We start from the raw sequence: 18,691 nt of genomic DNA, 5'->3' as shown, positions 1-18,691 counted from the left end.
ATATTATTCCACCATATATCCAATGCCTTTTTTTGTCTTAATAAAGTCACAAATACCAGCATCTGAAAGTTTTTTTCTAAGACGGGTTACATTAACAGTTAAAGTATTATCATCTATATAGCTGTCACTTTCCCAAAGCCTTGTCATAATAACATCTCTTGGAACTACTTTTTCAACATTCTCAAGCAAAATTTGAAGTATCTTAAATTCATTTTTTGTAAGTTCAATTTTTTTATTTTCATATTCGATAGCAGCACTGCTTAAATTTAGCACTACACCATTATGCTCAATTATATCCATCTTTCCGCCAAAAGAATATGTTCTTCTTAACAATGCCTGCACCTTTGCCACAAGAATATTTAAATCAAAAGGTTTGGGAATAAAATCATCACCACCCATATTTACGGCCATAATGATATTCATATTATCGGACATAGAAGAGATAAAAATAATAGGTACCCTTGATATCCTGCGAATTTCACTGCACCAATGATATCCATTGAAGAATGGTAGGGATATATCCAAAAGTACAAGATGTGGCCCAAACTTAATGAATTCTGCAGTAATGTCTTTGAAATCAGTTATAAATTCAGTTTCATAATTCCATCCACTGAGATAATTTTTCATTGACTTTGCAATTGCCATATCGTCTTCAACAATTAAAATTTTATACATATCCTACTCCCTGTACTTTTATAAATTTCCTTTTTTATTATACAATAAATCTCTATTATTTTCATATTATTTCATCTGATTTAAATATCATATTATGAGACAATGAATATAAATAGTAAAATAATACTTTATTTATCTCTTTTTCATAAAATATTCTCTTAGGAAATCAGGAAAATATGTAACCATACTATATATGAAGGGAACAGTAACTTTATAACGAGCATTAATTCGTTTTTTCAAAATTATATTACTAATAGCTTGTGCTGCTTCTTTAGGATCAGCTTGTTTTTGCTTTTTTCTATATTTATCATCTGATTTATAAAAATGTGAATAACAAGATTGGGAATTTCCCATAAGATCCCCTGAATTATCCACTAATGTGTTAAAAAAATTGGTTTTCATGGGACCTGGTTCAATGACGGTGCTCTCAATATTATAGCTGTGCAATTCTAAACGCAGTGTGTCACTTAATGCCTCAACTGCAAATTTTGATGCACAATAAGTCCCATTAATAGGTTGAGCAAATTTTCCTGAAATAGAACCAATATTTATAATCTTTCCACATCGTTTTTTACGCATTTCTGGAACAACTGCTTGAACCATATTAATTATACCAAATACATTTACATCAAACATACTTTTCGCACTATTTACATCAATTTCTTCTAAAGCTCCTCTAAGTGAATAACCTGCGTTATTTATAAGAATATCAATTTTATGAAACTTTGATATCACTTGATTTATTGTCCTGTGAATAGATTCTTTTTGGGTAACATTCAGTGATAATTTTAAGGATGCAGATAAATCTTTTAAAGTTTCTACATTTCTTGCTGTTGCAACAACCGTACATCCTTTGTGAAACAATATACTACAAAGCTCTCTTCCAATCCCTGTAGAACATCCAGTAATTAAAACAACTATTTCATCTTTCATAACAATTAACCTCCAGTAATAAAAATTAACTACATCATAAATCACCTAGAGATTTCCTGCATTATCATTTGTTAAGATTTAATTTTCTTCTTATTCTGCTAAGGGACACAGGAGTTATCCCTAAATAGGATGCAAGATGACACTTCTTAATACGGTCTTCCAAACCAGGATATGTATCAAGAAATTGTTTATAACGCTTTACACTGTTTAATAATTTAAAACTAACTGCATACTCTTCTTTTATGACAAGTACCTTATCAATCATTTTTTTGTAAAATAAAAGTAATTGATAATTTCCTTCCACTATTTTCTCAAAATCAGAAATTTTGACTACAAGAATTTCACTATCTTCTAGTGCTTGTATACAATACATGGATTCTTTTTGAGATAGATATGCTGCATAAGAGAATAATATATCCCCTTCTAAATAAAAATATTTCGTTACATCATTACCTGATTTGTCAATATAATAAGATCGAAAGACACCCTTAATAATAAAACCTATTTCAGTAGATTTTTCACCTTCCTGTAAGAAGAACATCTCCTTTTTTAATACCCTAGGCTTAGAAATATTACTCAATAAATCAATACTTTCCTCATCAAGAGAAATCCCATTACTTTTTAAAAGGTTCTCCCATAAAACATTATTTACATTTTCATTCATGTAAAAAACTCTCCTCTTTCAAATATTTACTTAAAGCATATCATAAACTCTAAAATTTACATAGAAAGTGTAAAGCATTAAATTTCTGGAATATATAAAATAATAACTATATACTAAAAACTTTATATTTACTTATTTACATGAATACCTTCATATAAAACTGGTATCGCTGCTGCTGTAAGTATCATACCCATAAAAGCAGGTGCAGCATGTCCAAGTGCTACATATATTTGACCTCCAATGATAGGTCCAATGATTCTTGCTAAAGCTTGAATAGATTGGCTTCCTCCTTGAATCCTTCCTTGTTCACTGGAAGCGACAGATTTGGAGAGCATCCCATTAAACGAAGGCCCAAATATGGAATCACCAAAAGCAAATATAAACATTCCAGCGATAAGAATAGGATAAAATGAGAGCAAAGCTGATGTTGCAATAAAACCATAGCCTATAATCTCTGAAGCCATTCCAAGAACTGCTATCTGTTTATCACTGAGTTTTATCAAAAGCTTTGGCATTATTAAGCTTTGTGAAATGATATCTTGAAATCCCATAATTGAAAACATAAGTCCAATTATTGCAGGTTTCCAATTGAAGGTATCCATTGTAAATTGTGAAAAAACTGCCTGTAAAGACCCGTTAGGTATCCAAAGTAAAAATGCTGATACAAGCAGTCTTTTTAAGTTTTTTATAGAAAGTATGTTTACGAGCTGTGTAAATGGGTTAAGTCTTACAAAGGTAATCTCTTTCAGCCTATTATTCTTATCAAGACTCTCAGGCATAAAAAAGAATCCATAAACAACATTCAATATAGTTATTATTGCTCCAAAATACATTGGGACAGAATAACCAAACTTAGCAAGTAATCCACCTAAAGTTGGTCCAATAACAGTACCTACGCCTACAACTGCACTGGCCCATCCAAAGTATTTGGTTCTCTGATCTGGAGGAATGATATCTGCAAAGTATGCTAAAATAGTGCTTATGTCCCCACCTGTTACCCCATCTATTATACGTCCAGCAAATAGTATCCATAACGCTCCTCCTATACCAAAAACTAAGTACCCCACTGATGAACCAAAAAGGCATATTAAGAGCACTGGGCGGCGACCATATTTGTCACTGAAAGCTCCAAGTACTGGAGCTGCAAAAAATACGCAAATTGCATAAACAGAGGTAAGCAGCGTAACAACTATAGCTTGATCTCCAGGATTGCTTATATAAGGCTTAACTAAGAATGGAATCACAGGTGCTGCGATAGTGAAGCCTAACCCGCAAAGAAACATAGATATAATACCGAATATTAAAGCCTTTTTATCTATGGTCTGTTCTGTGTTCAATTCTTTGTATGATCTAAATATTGACATTTAAATTCTCCCTCCAAAAATTATATTTTTTGTTTCCTTGGCAACATAATCATTCTATCATTTTATTGTTTCCCTGTCAACAATAAAATAAAGCTATATGAAATCGCTGATATTCCAGCATTTTCATACAGCTCTGCTTTAAATTATTTTTTGATACAATCACACTATTGAAAATCATTTTGATCTTTTATGTCTAGACCTTGTTTCTTTATTTCTGCATCCAAGTGCCTACTATACTTTTCCATGAAGTTAAGCATCATATCTAATTGTTCCTCAGTTACCTGCTCAAATACAGATTTATCTCGCTCTTGAAACTCTTTGTGCAATCCCTCATGGACTTTATAAGTTTTCTGCCCCTGTTTAGTAAGCCTAAAATAAATTTCCTTCTTATTATCTGGCCTCTGATAGCTTTCAATTGCCCCTTTTTTTATGAGCTTCTTGGTTATTTTACTTATAGCACCCCTAGTCATATAAAAGGCTTCAGCAAGTTTTGTCACGTTAGAATCTATATTTTCTCCAATATATTCGATACAATGCACTTCAGAAGACGTATATTCTTTAAGACTAGCTTCCATCTTAAACTTATTAAGTGAAACCATTTTATTATATACATCACTAAAACCCTTTATGATATGTTCCGCTTTATTCCTGTTCATGGTTTGTCCTCCCATCTGTTGACACATTAACAATATTATATTAAACTTTTGTTTCTATTTCAACAATATTCAAATCCATCTATTTTTAAACAATTTACCATTTTAACTGTTAAAATTAGTTGCTCACGCAGATTTGGGGAAAAAACTTTTTATCATAACTTTACTTCAAAAGAAGATGTGCTAGAATCCTATCTCAAAAATTTATTGCTTCACAATATTTTTAAAAGTATTGACCCTAACATTATGTCATAGTGTAATATATAATTAAGGGTTAAAAATACTAATAAAATTCATGCCGGCAGAGTATTAGGCAGTATTAAAGCTCTAAAATCAAAGTTTGAGGTGAAGTTATGAGAACAGTAAAACAGGTTTCTGATTTAACAAGAATAAGTGTGCGTATGCTGCACCACTACGATAAAATTGGATTATTAAAACCAACTAAATTGACAGAAGCAGGTTATAGGCTTTATGACGATGAAGCTCTTGAAACTCTGCAGCAGATTTTATTTTTTAAGGAACTTGATTTACCACTAAAGGAAATTAGAGAAATCATAACAAGTCCTCACTTCGATAAGATGGAAGCTCTAAAAAATCATAAGAAACTAATCATTTTAAAACGAGATAGATTAAATGGTTTGATAGAGCTTATAAATAAAACCTTAAAAGGAGCGAATACAATGAGTTTTAAAGAATTTGACATGAGTGAATATTATAATGTATTAGAAGAATTCAAGAAAGAAAATAAAGATAGAGTAATTAAAAACTGGGGTAGTATAGATAAATTTGATGAAATGATTGAAACAATGAAAGCTAATGAAGCTGAAATTGCTAAAAGCGCTATAAAGCAATATGGAAGTATTGAAAGATATGTTGAGGCTGCAAAGAAAAACCTCAACAATAGTGTTATGCAGAATATAGCAGAGCAATATGATAAATTTAAAAAAGACTGCCTGGAAAATAATCATCCCAAATTAGAGGAACTATACAAAAAGCTTGTATCTGACCTAAGTAAAGATTCTTCTTCAAAGGAGATTCAACAAATTGCTGAAGAAATAACAAATACAGCTAAAAAGGATTATGAAATTTTTAAAGGTGATAAGGGAGACGATCGCTGGTACTATATGTCAAAAAGTTATTTATTAAATCCTGAGTGGATAGAAGACTTCGATAAAAAATATGGCAGCGGTGCATGTAAATTTATTGGAAAAGCTCTAAAATTTTATTTAAAAGATAATCAACCTAAATTGGAGAAACTATATGAAAAGCTTGCATCTGATTTAAGCAAAGATCCTTCTTCAAAAGAAATTCAACAAATTGTTTCTGAAATTGCAGATACATACAAAAAACAGCATAAAGCTTTAAACGTAGATGTGGGAGATAACTTTTTGGGAACTATGGCTGATCTTTATTCAAAGCCTGCGTATATCAAAGTTTTTGATAAAAAACACAAAAGTGGTGCCTCTAAATTTATTGGAGAAGCTCTAAAATTTTATTCTGAAAATAGTAAGTAGTGAATTTATCAAATGGGTATGGGATATACAGAAATATACTATGCCCATTATTTTAGCCCTTTAAACAATTCAATTATATTTTAAACTTTAATATAAGATTGTTTAAATGCCCAACACTCTCTTCTAAATTATCCATTTCGTTTTTCACATTATTGGCGTTATTTTCTATTTTTGATATCTTATCTACAACTTCACTTGTTCCTACTGCACCTTCATTAGTTATTTCTGCTATTTCATTTATTGACTCTGATACAGTTTTCATTGATGTTAAAAGTTGCTTTGAAGTTGAACTTAGATCTGATACTAGATTGTTAACATATACTGCATCCTTATCATAATTTTCTCCAACTATAACTGTGTCATCATAACTACTTAAGACCTTTGTCTCAATATATATCAATGTTTTTGTAGAAATATTCACAAGATTATTTACAGCTTCAGATGTTCTATCAATCGTATTCTGTATCTCATTTACAGTCATTTTTGAATTTTCTGCTAGTTTTCTTATTTCTTCAGCTACAACAGCAAAACCTTTTCCTGCTTCTCCCGCCCTTGCAGATTCTATACTCGCATTTAAAGCCAACAAATTAGTTTGAGAAGATATATCTGAAATTACACCAGTTAATGTTTTAATTTTTTCAGTCTCTTTTATTTTCTCCAATGCTTCACTCATCATGTTTCTAATTTTTAAGCATGTTTCATTTGCTTCATTTTTAAGCTTAATAGAATTTTCTTTCAAAGTAATTGCTTTAGTACTTATCTTGCCAGCTGACACAGCTCCATCCTCTGCTTTATCAGCTATATTTTCTACTGATCTTTCTATTTCTCCTGAAACAATATTTATTTCTTCCGTTGATGATGCTGTTTCTTCAACATCTGCAGATAACTCCCCAATTATTTTAGATATTTCTTGTATTTTTAAATTCAAAGAATATAAATCTTCATTTACAGCATCAGTACTACCATGAACCTTCTTAGCTTCTAAAACAACTCCTCTCACAAAACTTTTAACTTGTGACGACATTTCATTTAACGTATCCGCCAACAAACCAATTTCATCCCTGGAATTCAGTTTAATTTCCTGCATATTAATTTGTCCATTTTTATCTTTTTTAAAGGCTTTTACCAATTTAACAATAGGATCAGATATTTTTTTGCTTAGAACTACGGAAATTAAGAAAACCATAAGTAATGAAACAACGATAAAAGCTACTGCAGTATTAATATTCCTATATAAATTATTCCTAAGTTCTTCATTTTTTGAATTAATAACTGAATTAATATCATCAACATAATTTCCAGTGCTTATAATCCAATTCCAAGGCTTAAACAACTTGGAATATACTCTTTTAGGAACCAATTTATTAGTTCCAGTTTTCTGCGGCTTATTCCACATAAAATTTGTATATCCGGAATTTTTATCATCTCTTGCTGCACTTATAATTTCTTTCATCAATTCAGTACCATTTGAATCTTTAACATTAATTCGATTTGTTCCTTCTTCTTTAGGCTGCATAGGATGTGCCACAAGTATTCCATTTGTATCATCAATCCAAAAATATCCATTTTTATTGTATCTCAAATTCTTAATAGCTTTTTTTGCTTCTTCTTGACTTAATTTTCCTTCTTTATATAAATCATAATATGTATTCAAAACACTCTCAGCTGTTTCTACTTCATTTTTTATCATTTTATTATAGTCATCAAACAATGTGGTGCGTAGAGTTGATATTTCACTTTTATCCACTTGGATAAGATTATTTATATTATATACTCCAGCAAGTATAATAAATAATGAAGAAGTAATCAAAAATGTTAGTAAAATTTTATGTCTTATTTTTTTCATGTCAACACCTCTTTCACATATAAATTGATATAATAAAATCAACAAGTCAATATAACTCCCCTTACTTGACAATAAAAAATAGCTGCTCTATACTTACTAAGTACTTACTAAGTAATAAACATTTAGATTACAGGAGGATAAAATTGAAAAGTAATTCAAAATCAAGGATGAGCCGTGAAGAAAGAGCAGAACAAATTGTAAGCATTGGAAAAGAACTTATGTTAAAAAAGGGGTATAGTTTTACCGCCAAAGATATTGCAAATGCTATTGGAATTAGTGAAACTATGATATACTGCATTTTCCCTAATAAGAAGAAAATAATTGAAGCTATATATTCTAAAATTTTCACTTCAGTAGAAATTTTAGGAATTCCCAAAGAAGCAAGTGAAAATTATCGAAATGAACTCATAGATTATTTTATATTCTTCTATAAAAATGTTACCGAAAGAAACATGTTAGAGTTTCATTATCTCTATGCTATGGATAAATCCGGAAACAGGCCAGATCTTTCTCTACTTGAAAAATCAGCTCCAAATTTAAATGGTCCTCTAGAAAACTATATAATTTCAGGTATAAATAAAGGTTACTTCAGAAAAGTTAATACAGAATCTGCAGCAGAATTCATATATAGTGCTTTTTTCAATTTTGTTTTTTTTCATGAACTCTTTTTAAGAGAAAAACTTTCTGATGAGGAACTAAAGTGTAAAATTAGTACGTTTATAGACCTTTTCATAAATGGAATAAATAAAATTTAATTAGGAGATGTTTAATTTGAAAAAAATATTGTTTACACCAGGAATAGCCTCTATTGAAGCTTTGGGTAGTATAACCAGATTAATTGCTATAGCAGACGAAATTAAAAAAAAGCAGCTAGACTGCAGCATACTATTTAGAGCTGCAGGAAGAGAAGCAGACTATGCCGCAGCCTGTGGATATAAGGTTATACAAGGATATAAGCCACCTATACCAAAATTATGGCAGCAAAAAAATTATAATACTGTTAAAGAAAGTTCACACGCACATAAATTTTCTATTAGCAGCTTATGTGATGTAATAAGATTTAAAGGCCTTATTTCCAAGGAATATGTACAAAATACCTTTAAAGAAGAAATGACACTAGTGCAAAATTTTAAGCCAGATCTAATATTCGGAGAATTTGAAACTGTGATGCCTATAGTTGCAAAGAAAATGGACATACCATATTTTTGTACTGGCGGTACTCCAGGTAAAACAGATTTCTGTTATTTTGGATTTTCTAATAAAGCTGATGAAATATATGCTGAATATTATAATGAGCTTCTAAAAACTTTAAATTTAAAAACTATCAAAAATATATGTGAGCTTAATCAAGATTATAATTCCAATAAAATTTTTGTTCCAAGCATACCTGAGCTTGAGGATTTAAAAGACAGTTCAAAATATATATTTTTAGGCTCAATAATACCTAAAAATTTTATAAAATCCAACTTCAATTTTGAAAAAAAGCGTCCATTAATATATGTGTATTTAAGTGCAGGAGCAATAACTCCAGATATATACCAAAAAATAATTTTAGATACTTTCCTAGGTTCAGAATTCGATGTTATAGTTACAGCAGGAGGAAACCCTAGATTTAAGGGTAGTATAAACTCTAATACTGGAAATGTACACTTTATGAATATGGTTCCATCAGACAAAGTCCTAAAAATAGCAAATATTGCTATTCATCATGGTGGTCAAAATACAACAGTACAATGCATTGAAAATGAAGTACCTGCAATTATTTTTCCTGGGAAACATTTTGAACGCTACTTTAATGCTGAGAAGGCTTCTGAAATAGGTTGTGCATTAAATCCTGGTATATATAATTTCAATAAAGAATTTCTTTTAAAAACGTGTACAAAAATTATTAAAGATAATACATTTAAACAAAATCTTAAAATATATTCAGATAAAATAAAAAGCTTGGGAGGTGCAGCTAAAGCTGCAGATTTTATATTAAATTATTAAATTCATATTATCAAACGAGGCTGCTTTTTCAAAAATCACATCTTATAAGACGTATAATTGTGTTTCAATTTTGCTATAAAAGTGATTTTTTCAGCAGCCTCCATAAAACTGAGTCAAAACGTCACATAAAATAAACTTTAAAATCACTTTTACCAATCATCATATTATTTACATTTTGTTTGCAACTCCATTTAAAACCACAACCTTAGATGTAAGCTCTTCTATAGTAGCAGTAACTTCTTCAATCATGTATTAATTGAGTAGGCTTATATCCCTTAAGAATAAGCCACCTTATTTTTTTCTTTATTAAATCATAGCTATTAAAAATAGCTTTAGCATTTTCTACATCATGGTAAACCTTCCAATAGCCTATCATCTTACACTTTATACTAGGGCAATCTACAAATGTTATTACATCTTCTATAGGGTACCCTAGAAATACGCCTATCTCGTGTGGACATATTTTCTGAAACCTTTTACTTAAATGACATAAACATTGGTTAAGATCCATTTCATTTGTATATCCAAACCTATTTAGAAAATCTATATTTTTTTGACACTTTATACTTGTCTCCAACATTTTATCGTTATAGAATAATACTGTTATATTTTTTTTATTCCTGCGCAATTCAAAAAAACTAATCCTTAAATTTTCTTTTATTCTATCCTTATATTTTTCCCATATTAAATTTAGCTTTCTTCCATTATCACTAAATATAATGAGGGAGGCTATTTTTTGTCTTTTTAAAGTTGGAGCACAATGGCATATTATCACATACAATAAGTATTCAAAATCATTATACTCATTAATTATATTAAAAAATTTATCTACTTGTTCTCTACTCATAAATAACCTCCCCTATATTTAAAAATTTTTATTTTTCTGCTAATCTTTCACCCAGTTTTTTACATTTTTCTAGTTCATCATCATCCGGTTCTTCATTTATTATAAGGCTTTCTTCTACGAGATTTGCTCCGTACTCCTTCATCTGCTCTTCCCAGTTAGTCATCCAATCTCCACTACCCCAACCATATGAACCAAATAGAGCAATATCTTTATCTTTAATATCATGTAAAATAGATTTTATAAATGGTTCCATTTCATTTTCTTCAAGCTGTTCATCACCCATTGCAGGGCATCCAAAGACAGCAATATCTGCACCTGACACATCTTCTACACTTGCTTCGCCTACACCAACAAGTTTAACATCTATATTTTCACTTTTGGCTCCTTCTCGTATTGCTTTTGCCATAGTCTCAGTATTTCCTGTACCACTCCAATAAATAATTGATATTTTTTTCATAACTTAATCCTCCTTATAATCAGTTTTATTTGTTGACTATCATTATCAATATAAAAGCAATTTTTATCCAGCAACTACTGCTTTTCCCTTCTCCGTAAGCTTCCACAAATCTATGCTTATATTGTCTTTACCACTGCAGCAACTTTTTTTCTTTTTTGAATCGCAGCACCCACAATCACAACCTGATGAAGCATTCATATTATCTCGCTTTATATATCCAAGTCTTTCAAGCTGGGATATCATTTGTTCTACCATGCTTTCATCTATTCCAAGTTCTTTAGCCATAATTTTATTTGAATACAATCCTCCTTTTGAAAGTCTCTTCAAAATTTTCATAATCATAAAAATCATCCTTTCGTATTTCTTTTTAATGATATTAATATTCATTCTCATTAAAAGTGTAATTTAAACAAATCCCATCAATCTTCCTACCTGGTATACTATTACTGCACATATCCATCCAATTGCACAAGTATACCCTACTGCTGCCCATGTCCATTTACTTGAATTTGTTTCACTTTTTACTGCTCCTATAGTTGCAACACATGGTACATATAAAAGGCACATTACCATAAATGACATTGCTGTAAGCGGTGTAAAAGTATTTTGTATTGCATGGAAGAGATGTACTCCTTCCTCTACTCCATAAATTGTTCCAAAAGTACCAACAACGGCTTCTTTAGCTGCAAATCCTGTAATAAGTGCAACTCCTGCCTGCCATGTTCCAAAACCTGCTGGTTTAAATATAGGAGCTATTAATGATCCTAATCTTGCTAATATAGTTTTGTCTTGTGGTGCACCTGCTGGTAAATTAGTAAGAATCCAAACAACTATACATACAACTAAAATAACGGTTCCTGCCTTCTTTAAAAAGTGACTTGATTTTTCCCACATATGAATTAAAATTCCTTTAAGAGTTGGTATACGATATGGAGGTAATTCCATAACAAAATATGAATTTTCACCTTTAAATACTTTTGAACTAAAAAATTTCCCCATCAATATTGCAACTGCAATACCTAAAGCATAGAGTATAAATACAATAAGTCCGCCTTCACTAAATATACCTACTGTTTTGTTTGCAAAGAATGCTCCAATAAATAATCCATAAATTTCAAGCCTTGCCGGACATGAAATGAAAGGACTTATTAAAATAGCTATCATTCTATCCTTCTTGTTTTCAAGAGTTCTTGCCGACATTATTCCTGCAACATTACAACCTGATCCAATTATAAGTGATACTGCTGTTTTACCATGGAGCCCAACTGCATTCATGAGCCTGTCCATTACATAAGCAGCTCTTGCCATATATCCGCTGTCTTCCAGAAGGGATATTAAGAAAAACATTATCAAAATCATAGGCATAAATCCAAGTACTGAACCAACACCACCAAAAATACCATCCCTAATAAAATCGCCCAAAAGTTCAGGTGCCCCTATATGTTGAAGTCCAAAATCCACGCTAGCTCCAAACTTACCTATCCAGTCATTTACTAAATCAGCAAGTGGGCCATTACCAAGACCTATTGAAATCTGATAAACACCAAACATTATAAGTGCAAATATAGGTATTCCAAGCCATTTATTAGTAATTACTTTATCTATTTTATCCGAAACAGTTTCTTTAACAACTGTATTTTTCTTTACACTATCTTTAACAACACTGCTTATCTTTTCATACCTTTTGTCAATTATAAAAGCATCCGGCTCATAGCCAATAGACTTAGTAATTTTTTCTATACTATTTTGAACCTGTTTCTTTATTTCATTTGCTTTTACTTTCTCACCCACATATTTATTTATATATTCATCATTTTCTATAAGCTTTAATGCTGTCCAGGAAGATGGATATTCAAGAGCTGCAGCTGCTTCTGAAAAAGCAAGTTCTATTTTTCCTGTTTCTCTTTCTACTTCAGCACCATAATCAATTTTATATAAATTATACTCTTTTAAATCTCCAAGCTTAACAGCTTCACTTATTAACCCATTTATTCCCTGACCTTTAGTTGCTACTGTTGGAACTGCTGGTATTCCAATAGCACTGGATAATTTTTTCGCATCGATTTTTATATCTTTATTTTTAGCTTCATCCATCATATTAAGTGCTAAAACTACTTTAGCTCCAGTTTCAAGAATCTGCATCGTAAGATATAAATTTCTTTCAAGATTGCAGGAATCTACTACATTAATAACTACATCAGGTTTTTCTTTAAGTATAAAATCACGAGCTACAACTTCATCCTCTGAATATGACCCTAAACTATACGTTCCTGGCAAATCAACTACTGTTATATCTCTACCTTGAAATTTTAATTTTCCCTCTTTTTTCTCAACTGTAACACCCGGCCAATTCCCTACATGCTGTCTTGAGCCTGTAAGTTCATTAAATAAACTAGTTTTACCGCAGTTAGGATTGCCCGCTAAAGCAATAACCAAATTTTTATTCATTATCAAGCCTCCAATATATTAACTTTAAACTTCTCTAACCATAACTTTTTGTGCCATTGAACGCCCAAGTACAAGCCTGGTTTCACCAAGTTTTACTACCAAATGTCCTATGTCATTATTCATTATTTTAATTATAGTTCCTTTACTAAGTCCCATTTCCATAAGCTTCTTGCACATAATTTCACTGCCAACTACATCTTTTATTTCGGCGCTTCTCCCCATTGAAACAGCATTTAACGGCATATTGCTTTCAATCATATGAATCACCTCCTAACAAATTTTTTATACTAGCTCTACTAAAATATCTTTTGCTTCATTTTTTCTTAAACTTAAGCTGTATCCTCTAACCTGAAGTTCTATTGGATCACCCATGGGTGCTTTTCCTGCCACAATAATTTCGGTTCCTCTTACAATACCCATGTCCATAATTTTTTTTCTTACTTTACTTTCAGGTAATATTTGAACTACCTTAACTCTTGATTTAATTTTAACTTCATTAAGTCCTATACTATTGGCCATAATATCACTCTCCTAAAAATAGTAAAATTTTTACGTACAGTTTTTGCAATTGATATTGATAATCATAATCAACTGATATAATCTTATTACTTTTCTCTAAATATGTCAATAGCATACTTGCTTATATATTCTATTTGAAGTTGATAAAAATCCATAAAAATAAAGATGGCAGCTATCACATAGTGCCATCTTTTATAATTAATTTATTTTTTCTATATAGTGACAATTAACATTGATATGATTTAAAAATAACAACAATCTTTCATAAAGCGGATCAACTTTATCACCATACTTTGCTTCTAAATTTTCTCCAATAGCTTTTACAGTTTTCTTTCCATCTATCTGTAAAAACACATAACTTGAATATTCGTCCAGAGTAATTTTTTTGTATTCTGGAATTCTAAATTTAATTTTTCTAAAGAACTTTTGAATCTTATGATCTTGTTTTTCAAGTATAGTCACAATGCTGTCTTCATCTACCTCATATTCTAAATTATCAGAGATTTTAAATATTATATTTAATACCTCTTCGTTGTTATTCGGCATTTTTTTCCTTACTCTTCATTATAGGTATTATGGAAGCTATTATTAACGCTGCTAATACTACATATCCCATTCCATTAGAAGCAGCAAATCCACTCGGTTCACCTACTTTTACAACTTTTAATACATTTATAAGTATTATGCCTACAAGTCCTATTATGGAACCACCAGCAACGAGTCCAGAAGATAAACTTATACCATTAGAAACTCTGGATTCTTTTTGTTTTTCACTTTTAGAAGTCTTTTCTACAAATAGACGAACAAATGCACCTATCAATATTATGGCATTTGTAGATATTGGCAAATAGAATCCTATTGCAATTGTCATTACCGGAAGTTTTAATAAGAATAAAGTAACTCCCATAACAATACCAACAATTATCATAACCCAAGGCAAACTACCTGACATTATACCACCCGTTAATGTTGACATTAGATTAGCTTGAGGTAATGCAAATGGTACGTTATCACCAGTCATTGCAAGTTGACTTGAAAGTAATAGTATAACACCAGTAACTACTGCAGCACCAACTATACCAGCTATAGTAAAGTATTTTTGCATTTCATTTTTGTCACCACCAATTAGGAAAGTAACTTTTTGTGATTGACAGTAACCACCAGCTGCAGATATAGCGGTAACTATAAATGTACCAAATAAAAGTAAAGATCTGTTATTTACAGAACTTTTCCATCCCATTGTAACAAATAATAATGTTACAATAACTATAGAAGCTATAGTCATACCGGATACAGGAAGATTTGAAGTTCCTATAGTACCAGTTAAACGACCAGAAACTATAACAAATAGCATTGACAACAACAGTGATAAAATAGAAGCAATTATTGCCATTAGTATATTACCACCAGATATCATGAAGCCACCTACGAATCCTATTATTATACCACCAAATAATATTAAATTTTCAGCAGATGAACTACCAGAACCCTTTGAAGACTTGGCACCAAGAGTTTCCTTTACAGAAGATACTATAGTTGGTATAAGTTTTATAGCACCTATAAAACCGCCAGAAAGCATCATACCTGCTCCGATATATTTTACATAACTGCCTGTTATATCCTTAACTTGCATGGCACTTAAAGCAACATGTGAATTATTCCATACAGTTGCACCGCCTTTTCCAAGAGAAACGAAATAACCTATTAAAGGTGTAACAGCAAAGTTAGATAATATAGAACCAGCAAACATAGTTAAGGAAACATCTATGCCAACTATAAATCCTATACCTAATAATAGAGGGTTAGCTTCAACTTCAAATTTCCACTTATAAAAAGACTCGTTTACATAGCTTATAACATCATTAGCTACATTTAAGAATGAACTAGTAAAAACAGTTATAATACCACCTATTCCAAAGCCTATTCCCATATACTTTACTGATTCTTTAGCACCTTCTGAAGCAACAAGTGTTTCAGATATGGCCATTGACTCAGGGTACATTAATTTACCATGTTCTTCAATTATTAAATAATTGTAAACAAGAGAAGCTATTCCTATTCCAAATAAAACTCCTCCTACACCAACAACAAAGCCTTCCAAGAAAGAAAATTTTGAACCTATTAAAATTATTGCAGGTAAAACAAATATCATACCACTAGCAATTGATTCTCCACCACTTGACATACCTTGAACCAAATTTTTGCCAAGGATACCTTTCTTTTTAGCAAATATAGCTATAAATACAGATCCTATTATAGATCCAGGTATACCAGCAGCAACTGTAAGCCCTGATTTCATACCTGAATAGGCAGTAGATGCTGCAAATAGTACAGCTAGAATAATACCGATTGTTAATACAGCAACATTTCCACCAGATTTAGAGCCATCGGATATGTAAGGAACATAGTCTTTACCAGCTACGCCGCCATATGCATCTTTAGATAACTTTTTATTCATTATATTTACCTCCTTTTATATTTTACAATCATAATTATAGCATAATTGATGTCAAAAATGCACTTTTAAATTTTTATAAATAAAAAGATTTGTTTATTAAATAAATTAAAATGGCTTTTAACTTGCAATAGTGATGCTATTTATGATCAACGATAACAAATTATTCATAATGTTTTTATTGGACATGCTCTCACAAAACTTATATAGTACAAATATTATATGACTAAGAAGTGTATTTTTCATAAGAAAATACCTTAATAGGAGACGTGATAAAAGTGGAAAATTATAAAAATTCAATTCTTTTGCCCAATCCAATAACTCAAGTGGCTGATATGCCTTATGCTTTATATTTATCACTTCAAGGAAAGTACTTTGTAGGATATACAGATGATATGAAATTTCAAGATAAAAATATAGCATGGGCAGGATTAGTAAATCCAGTTAATTCTAGAGTAAATCTTCATATATATGTTTGGACTGTTACAAATGTGGGAAAGTCGCCATTAACAGCGCGGATATGGTTTAATGCAGAACCATCTGGTGAGCCTGTTAAATCAGAATTGGTGACACCTTCCAATACTGCTCTTAAGCCATTACCAATACCAAGAGTAAATTTACTTCAAGCAAATAATGCACTTAATGAGCCCTATGATGGAGACAATGTATTTACAAGGAAAGTTACTCCGGAAGTTACAATTGCAAGTGAAGAAGTTGGTAAATTTATATTTCCACCAGGAGGATCATTTATTATTTCCTTGTCAAATTTAGAAGAATCAAATGAAATTGGAGAAGGTCGAGTCGCTTTTGGATGGTCGGAAGAAAAAATTCAAGAAATCAAATAGAGAATAGGAGGCATTATCTCAAATGGGAAGCTGCAATAACAACAAAAAATCAGTTCTTTTAGCAAATCCAATAACTCAAGTAGCCAGTATGCCATATGCTTTGTATCTATCACTTCAAGGAAAATATTTTGTTGGGGCTACAGATGAACTAGAATTTGGGAATGGTAAAAGTGCATGGGCAGGTTTATTCAATCCTAATAATTCAGGTGTTAACTTACATGTTTATTCTTGGCAGGTTTCAAATACAGGAAAATCATCAATAAGAGCCCAAATATGGTTTAATAGTCAGCCATCAGGAAATGCAATAAGAGTTACAACAGTAATTCCTGGCAATACAGCTCTTTGTCCACCGCCTAAACCCAAAATAGGATTATTTGAGGCAATTAATGTAATTAATGAGCCCCTTGGAGGTAAAAAAGCTTTCGTTAGAAGAGCTCTTCCAGACGTTACAGTTGGTGATGAGGAAGTGGGAAAGTTTATATTTCCTCCTGGAGGATCATTTCTAATTTTCTTATCAAACCCTGAAACTCCTAATCAGTCTGCTGCAGCAACTGTAGATTATACATGGTGGGAAGAAAAAATAATATGTTAGTAAACATCAGGCGGAGTTTTAAACTCCACCTGATGTTTATTAACAGGATTCTTATTCAATTTCATTTGAAATTGCCCTAACTTTAAACTTCTCATCACATACATCTTCAGCATACACTTCAATTTCTGACCCAGTTATGATAACATTATATAGACTTAAATATGCAAAGGAGTTACTATGTCTGAAAGCACTGAAAATAAAAATGTAGTTCAATCTATTATTGAAAAAATACAAAATATGATATTACATGATGAATTGAAAATTGGCGATAAATTACCGCCTGAAAGACAACTAACAGAAATATGGAAGGTTGGACGTCCAGCTTTAAGAGAAGCTTTAAAAGCTCTCGAGATAATTGGCTTAATCGAAAGGAAGCATGGTCAGGGAAACTTTATATCTAACAATATTAATGACAGTTACTATAAGCCGCTGTCCATATCCTTTAAATTGAGCAATGGGAGTATTGAAGACTTATTTGATCTTAGAGAAGTCCTGGAATCTTCCTCTGTAAAAGCTACTGCCAAAAATGCCTCAAAACAAGACATAAAAAAATTGTATAAAATATATAAAAACATGATAAATGAAAATGATGAAAGTAAAAAAGCAGAATTTGATAAAGAATTCCACTATGAAATCATTAAATTGTCAGGTAATGAATTATTTATCACTACATGGAACAGTCTTTCCTACTTAATGGATATTTTTATTGACAAAACCGTGAATATTTCAATATACGAAGAAAAATCTATACCTAATATATACGAAGAACACTTATGCATCCTTAGAGCTATAGAAAGCCACAACCCCAATGGTGCCGAAGAGGCTTTAAAGAATCATCTTAAAAAAATAGATATGGAATTGCTTAAGAAAATGAATTAAGAATTAATAGT

Annotated in this window: 20 protein-coding genes; 6 read left to right on the top strand and 14 right to left on the bottom strand. The window is 31.0% G+C overall.

What is annotated here, in order from left to right; translation table 11 throughout:
* Positions 1–3 precede the first annotated feature (3 nt).
* The 5 genes from CLCOS_RS13400 to CLCOS_RS13380 all read right to left on the bottom strand — a co-directional run bounded on the left by CLCOS_RS13400 (position 4) and on the right by CLCOS_RS13380 (position 4,292).
* Positions 4–675, bottom strand: coding sequence for a response regulator transcription factor (locus CLCOS_RS13400; protein ID WP_063600269.1), 672 nt, complete (start codon positions 673–675; stop codon positions 4–6).
* 132 nt (positions 676–807) lie between these two features.
* Positions 808–1,608, bottom strand: coding sequence for an SDR family oxidoreductase (locus CLCOS_RS13395; protein ID WP_063600268.1), 801 nt, complete (start codon positions 1,606–1,608; stop codon positions 808–810).
* 64 nt (positions 1,609–1,672) lie between these two features.
* Positions 1,673–2,272, bottom strand: a complete 600-nt coding sequence (locus CLCOS_RS13390; protein ID WP_063600267.1) for a Crp/Fnr family transcriptional regulator — start codon at positions 2,270–2,272, stop codon at positions 1,673–1,675.
* A gap of 128 nt (positions 2,273–2,400) precedes the next feature.
* Positions 2,401–3,636 carry an MFS transporter gene (locus CLCOS_RS13385; protein WP_063600266.1) on the bottom strand — a complete coding sequence of 412 codons (1,236 nt, stop codon included), beginning with the start codon at positions 3,634–3,636 and terminating at the stop codon, positions 2,401–2,403.
* Positions 3,637–3,800: 164 nt separating this feature from the next.
* Positions 3,801–4,292 (bottom strand): MarR family transcriptional regulator, encoded by a 492-nt coding sequence (locus tag CLCOS_RS13380; RefSeq protein WP_063600265.1) that lies wholly within the window; start codon positions 4,290–4,292, stop codon positions 3,801–3,803.
* 350 nt (positions 4,293–4,642) lie between these two features.
* Between CLCOS_RS13380 and CLCOS_RS13375 the strand changes: the two genes are divergently transcribed.
* The gene (locus tag CLCOS_RS13375; RefSeq protein ID WP_063600264.1) at positions 4,643–5,803 is read left to right on the top strand and encodes a MerR family transcriptional regulator; all 1,161 of its coding nucleotides are present in this window, start codon (positions 4,643–4,645) and stop codon (positions 5,801–5,803) included.
* A 73-nt stretch (positions 5,804–5,876) separates the two neighbouring features.
* On the opposite strand, the gene CLCOS_RS13370 is transcribed toward CLCOS_RS13375, so the two are convergent.
* Positions 5,877–7,649: a methyl-accepting chemotaxis protein gene (locus tag CLCOS_RS13370; protein ID WP_063600263.1), complete on the bottom strand. Its 1,773-nt coding sequence runs from the start codon at positions 7,647–7,649 to the stop codon at positions 5,877–5,879.
* Positions 7,650–7,792: 143 nt separating this feature from the next.
* Between CLCOS_RS13370 and CLCOS_RS13365 the strand changes: the two genes are divergently transcribed.
* Positions 7,793–8,404, top strand: coding sequence for a TetR/AcrR family transcriptional regulator (locus tag CLCOS_RS13365; protein ID WP_013238075.1), 612 nt, complete (start codon positions 7,793–7,795; stop codon positions 8,402–8,404).
* A 16-nt stretch (positions 8,405–8,420) separates the two neighbouring features.
* Positions 8,421–9,638, top strand: coding sequence for a nucleotide disphospho-sugar-binding domain-containing protein (locus CLCOS_RS13360; protein ID WP_063600262.1), 1,218 nt, complete (start codon positions 8,421–8,423; stop codon positions 9,636–9,638).
* Between the two features lie 241 nt (positions 9,639–9,879).
* On the opposite strand, the gene CLCOS_RS13355 is transcribed toward CLCOS_RS13360, so the two are convergent.
* The 8 genes from CLCOS_RS13355 to CLCOS_RS13320 form a co-directional block, all read right to left on the bottom strand.
* Positions 9,880–10,485 carry a DUF3793 family protein gene (locus CLCOS_RS13355; protein WP_063600261.1) on the bottom strand — a complete coding sequence of 202 codons (606 nt, stop codon included), beginning with the start codon at positions 10,483–10,485 and terminating at the stop codon, positions 9,880–9,882.
* A gap of 28 nt (positions 10,486–10,513) precedes the next feature.
* Positions 10,514–10,942 (bottom strand): flavodoxin, encoded by a 429-nt coding sequence (locus CLCOS_RS13350; protein ID WP_063600260.1) that lies wholly within the window; start codon positions 10,940–10,942, stop codon positions 10,514–10,516.
* Between the two features lie 63 nt (positions 10,943–11,005).
* Entirely contained in the window at positions 11,006–11,284 is a 279-nt protein-coding gene (locus tag CLCOS_RS13345; RefSeq protein ID WP_063600259.1) for a winged helix-turn-helix transcriptional regulator, read from the bottom strand.
* Positions 11,285–11,347: 63 nt separating this feature from the next.
* Positions 11,348–13,390, bottom strand: coding sequence for a ferrous iron transport protein B (gene feoB, locus CLCOS_RS13340; RefSeq protein WP_063600258.1), 2,043 nt, complete (start codon positions 13,388–13,390; stop codon positions 11,348–11,350).
* Positions 13,391–13,414: 24 nt separating this feature from the next.
* Positions 13,415–13,648: a FeoA family protein gene (locus CLCOS_RS13335; protein WP_013238062.1), complete on the bottom strand. Its 234-nt coding sequence runs from the start codon at positions 13,646–13,648 to the stop codon at positions 13,415–13,417.
* 24 nt (positions 13,649–13,672) lie between these two features.
* Positions 13,673–13,909 carry a FeoA family protein gene (locus CLCOS_RS13330; RefSeq protein ID WP_063554457.1) on the bottom strand — a complete coding sequence of 79 codons (237 nt, stop codon included), beginning with the start codon at positions 13,907–13,909 and terminating at the stop codon, positions 13,673–13,675.
* Positions 13,910–14,107: 198 nt separating this feature from the next.
* Positions 14,108–14,455 carry a PqqD family protein gene (locus tag CLCOS_RS13325; protein WP_063600257.1) on the bottom strand — a complete coding sequence of 116 codons (348 nt, stop codon included), beginning with the start codon at positions 14,453–14,455 and terminating at the stop codon, positions 14,108–14,110.
* Positions 14,445–16,367, bottom strand: coding sequence for an OPT family oligopeptide transporter (locus CLCOS_RS13320; protein WP_063600256.1), 1,923 nt, complete (start codon positions 16,365–16,367; stop codon positions 14,445–14,447). Before CLCOS_RS13320 ends, CLCOS_RS13325 begins: the two co-directional genes overlap by 11 nt.
* A gap of 275 nt (positions 16,368–16,642) precedes the next feature.
* Between CLCOS_RS13320 and CLCOS_RS13315 the strand changes: the two genes are divergently transcribed.
* The 3 genes from CLCOS_RS13315 (at position 16,643) to CLCOS_RS13305 (ending at position 18,680) form a co-directional block, all read left to right on the top strand.
* Positions 16,643–17,209: a DUF6143 family protein gene (locus CLCOS_RS13315; protein ID WP_063600255.1), complete on the top strand. Its 567-nt coding sequence runs from the start codon at positions 16,643–16,645 to the stop codon at positions 17,207–17,209.
* 22 nt (positions 17,210–17,231) lie between these two features.
* The gene (locus CLCOS_RS13310; RefSeq protein ID WP_063600254.1) at positions 17,232–17,801 is read left to right on the top strand and encodes a DUF6143 family protein; all 570 of its coding nucleotides are present in this window, start codon (positions 17,232–17,234) and stop codon (positions 17,799–17,801) included.
* A gap of 177 nt (positions 17,802–17,978) precedes the next feature.
* Positions 17,979–18,680, top strand: a complete 702-nt coding sequence (locus tag CLCOS_RS13305; RefSeq protein ID WP_063600253.1) for a FadR/GntR family transcriptional regulator — start codon at positions 17,979–17,981, stop codon at positions 18,678–18,680.
* The last annotated feature ends 11 nt before the right edge of the window (positions 18,681–18,691 follow it).

This window comes from Clostridium coskatii, assembly GCF_001675205.1.
GTDB lineage: Bacteria > Bacillota > Clostridia > Clostridiales > Clostridiaceae > Clostridium_B > Clostridium_B ljungdahlii.
This window is presented reverse-complemented; position numbering and strand designations above follow the sequence as displayed.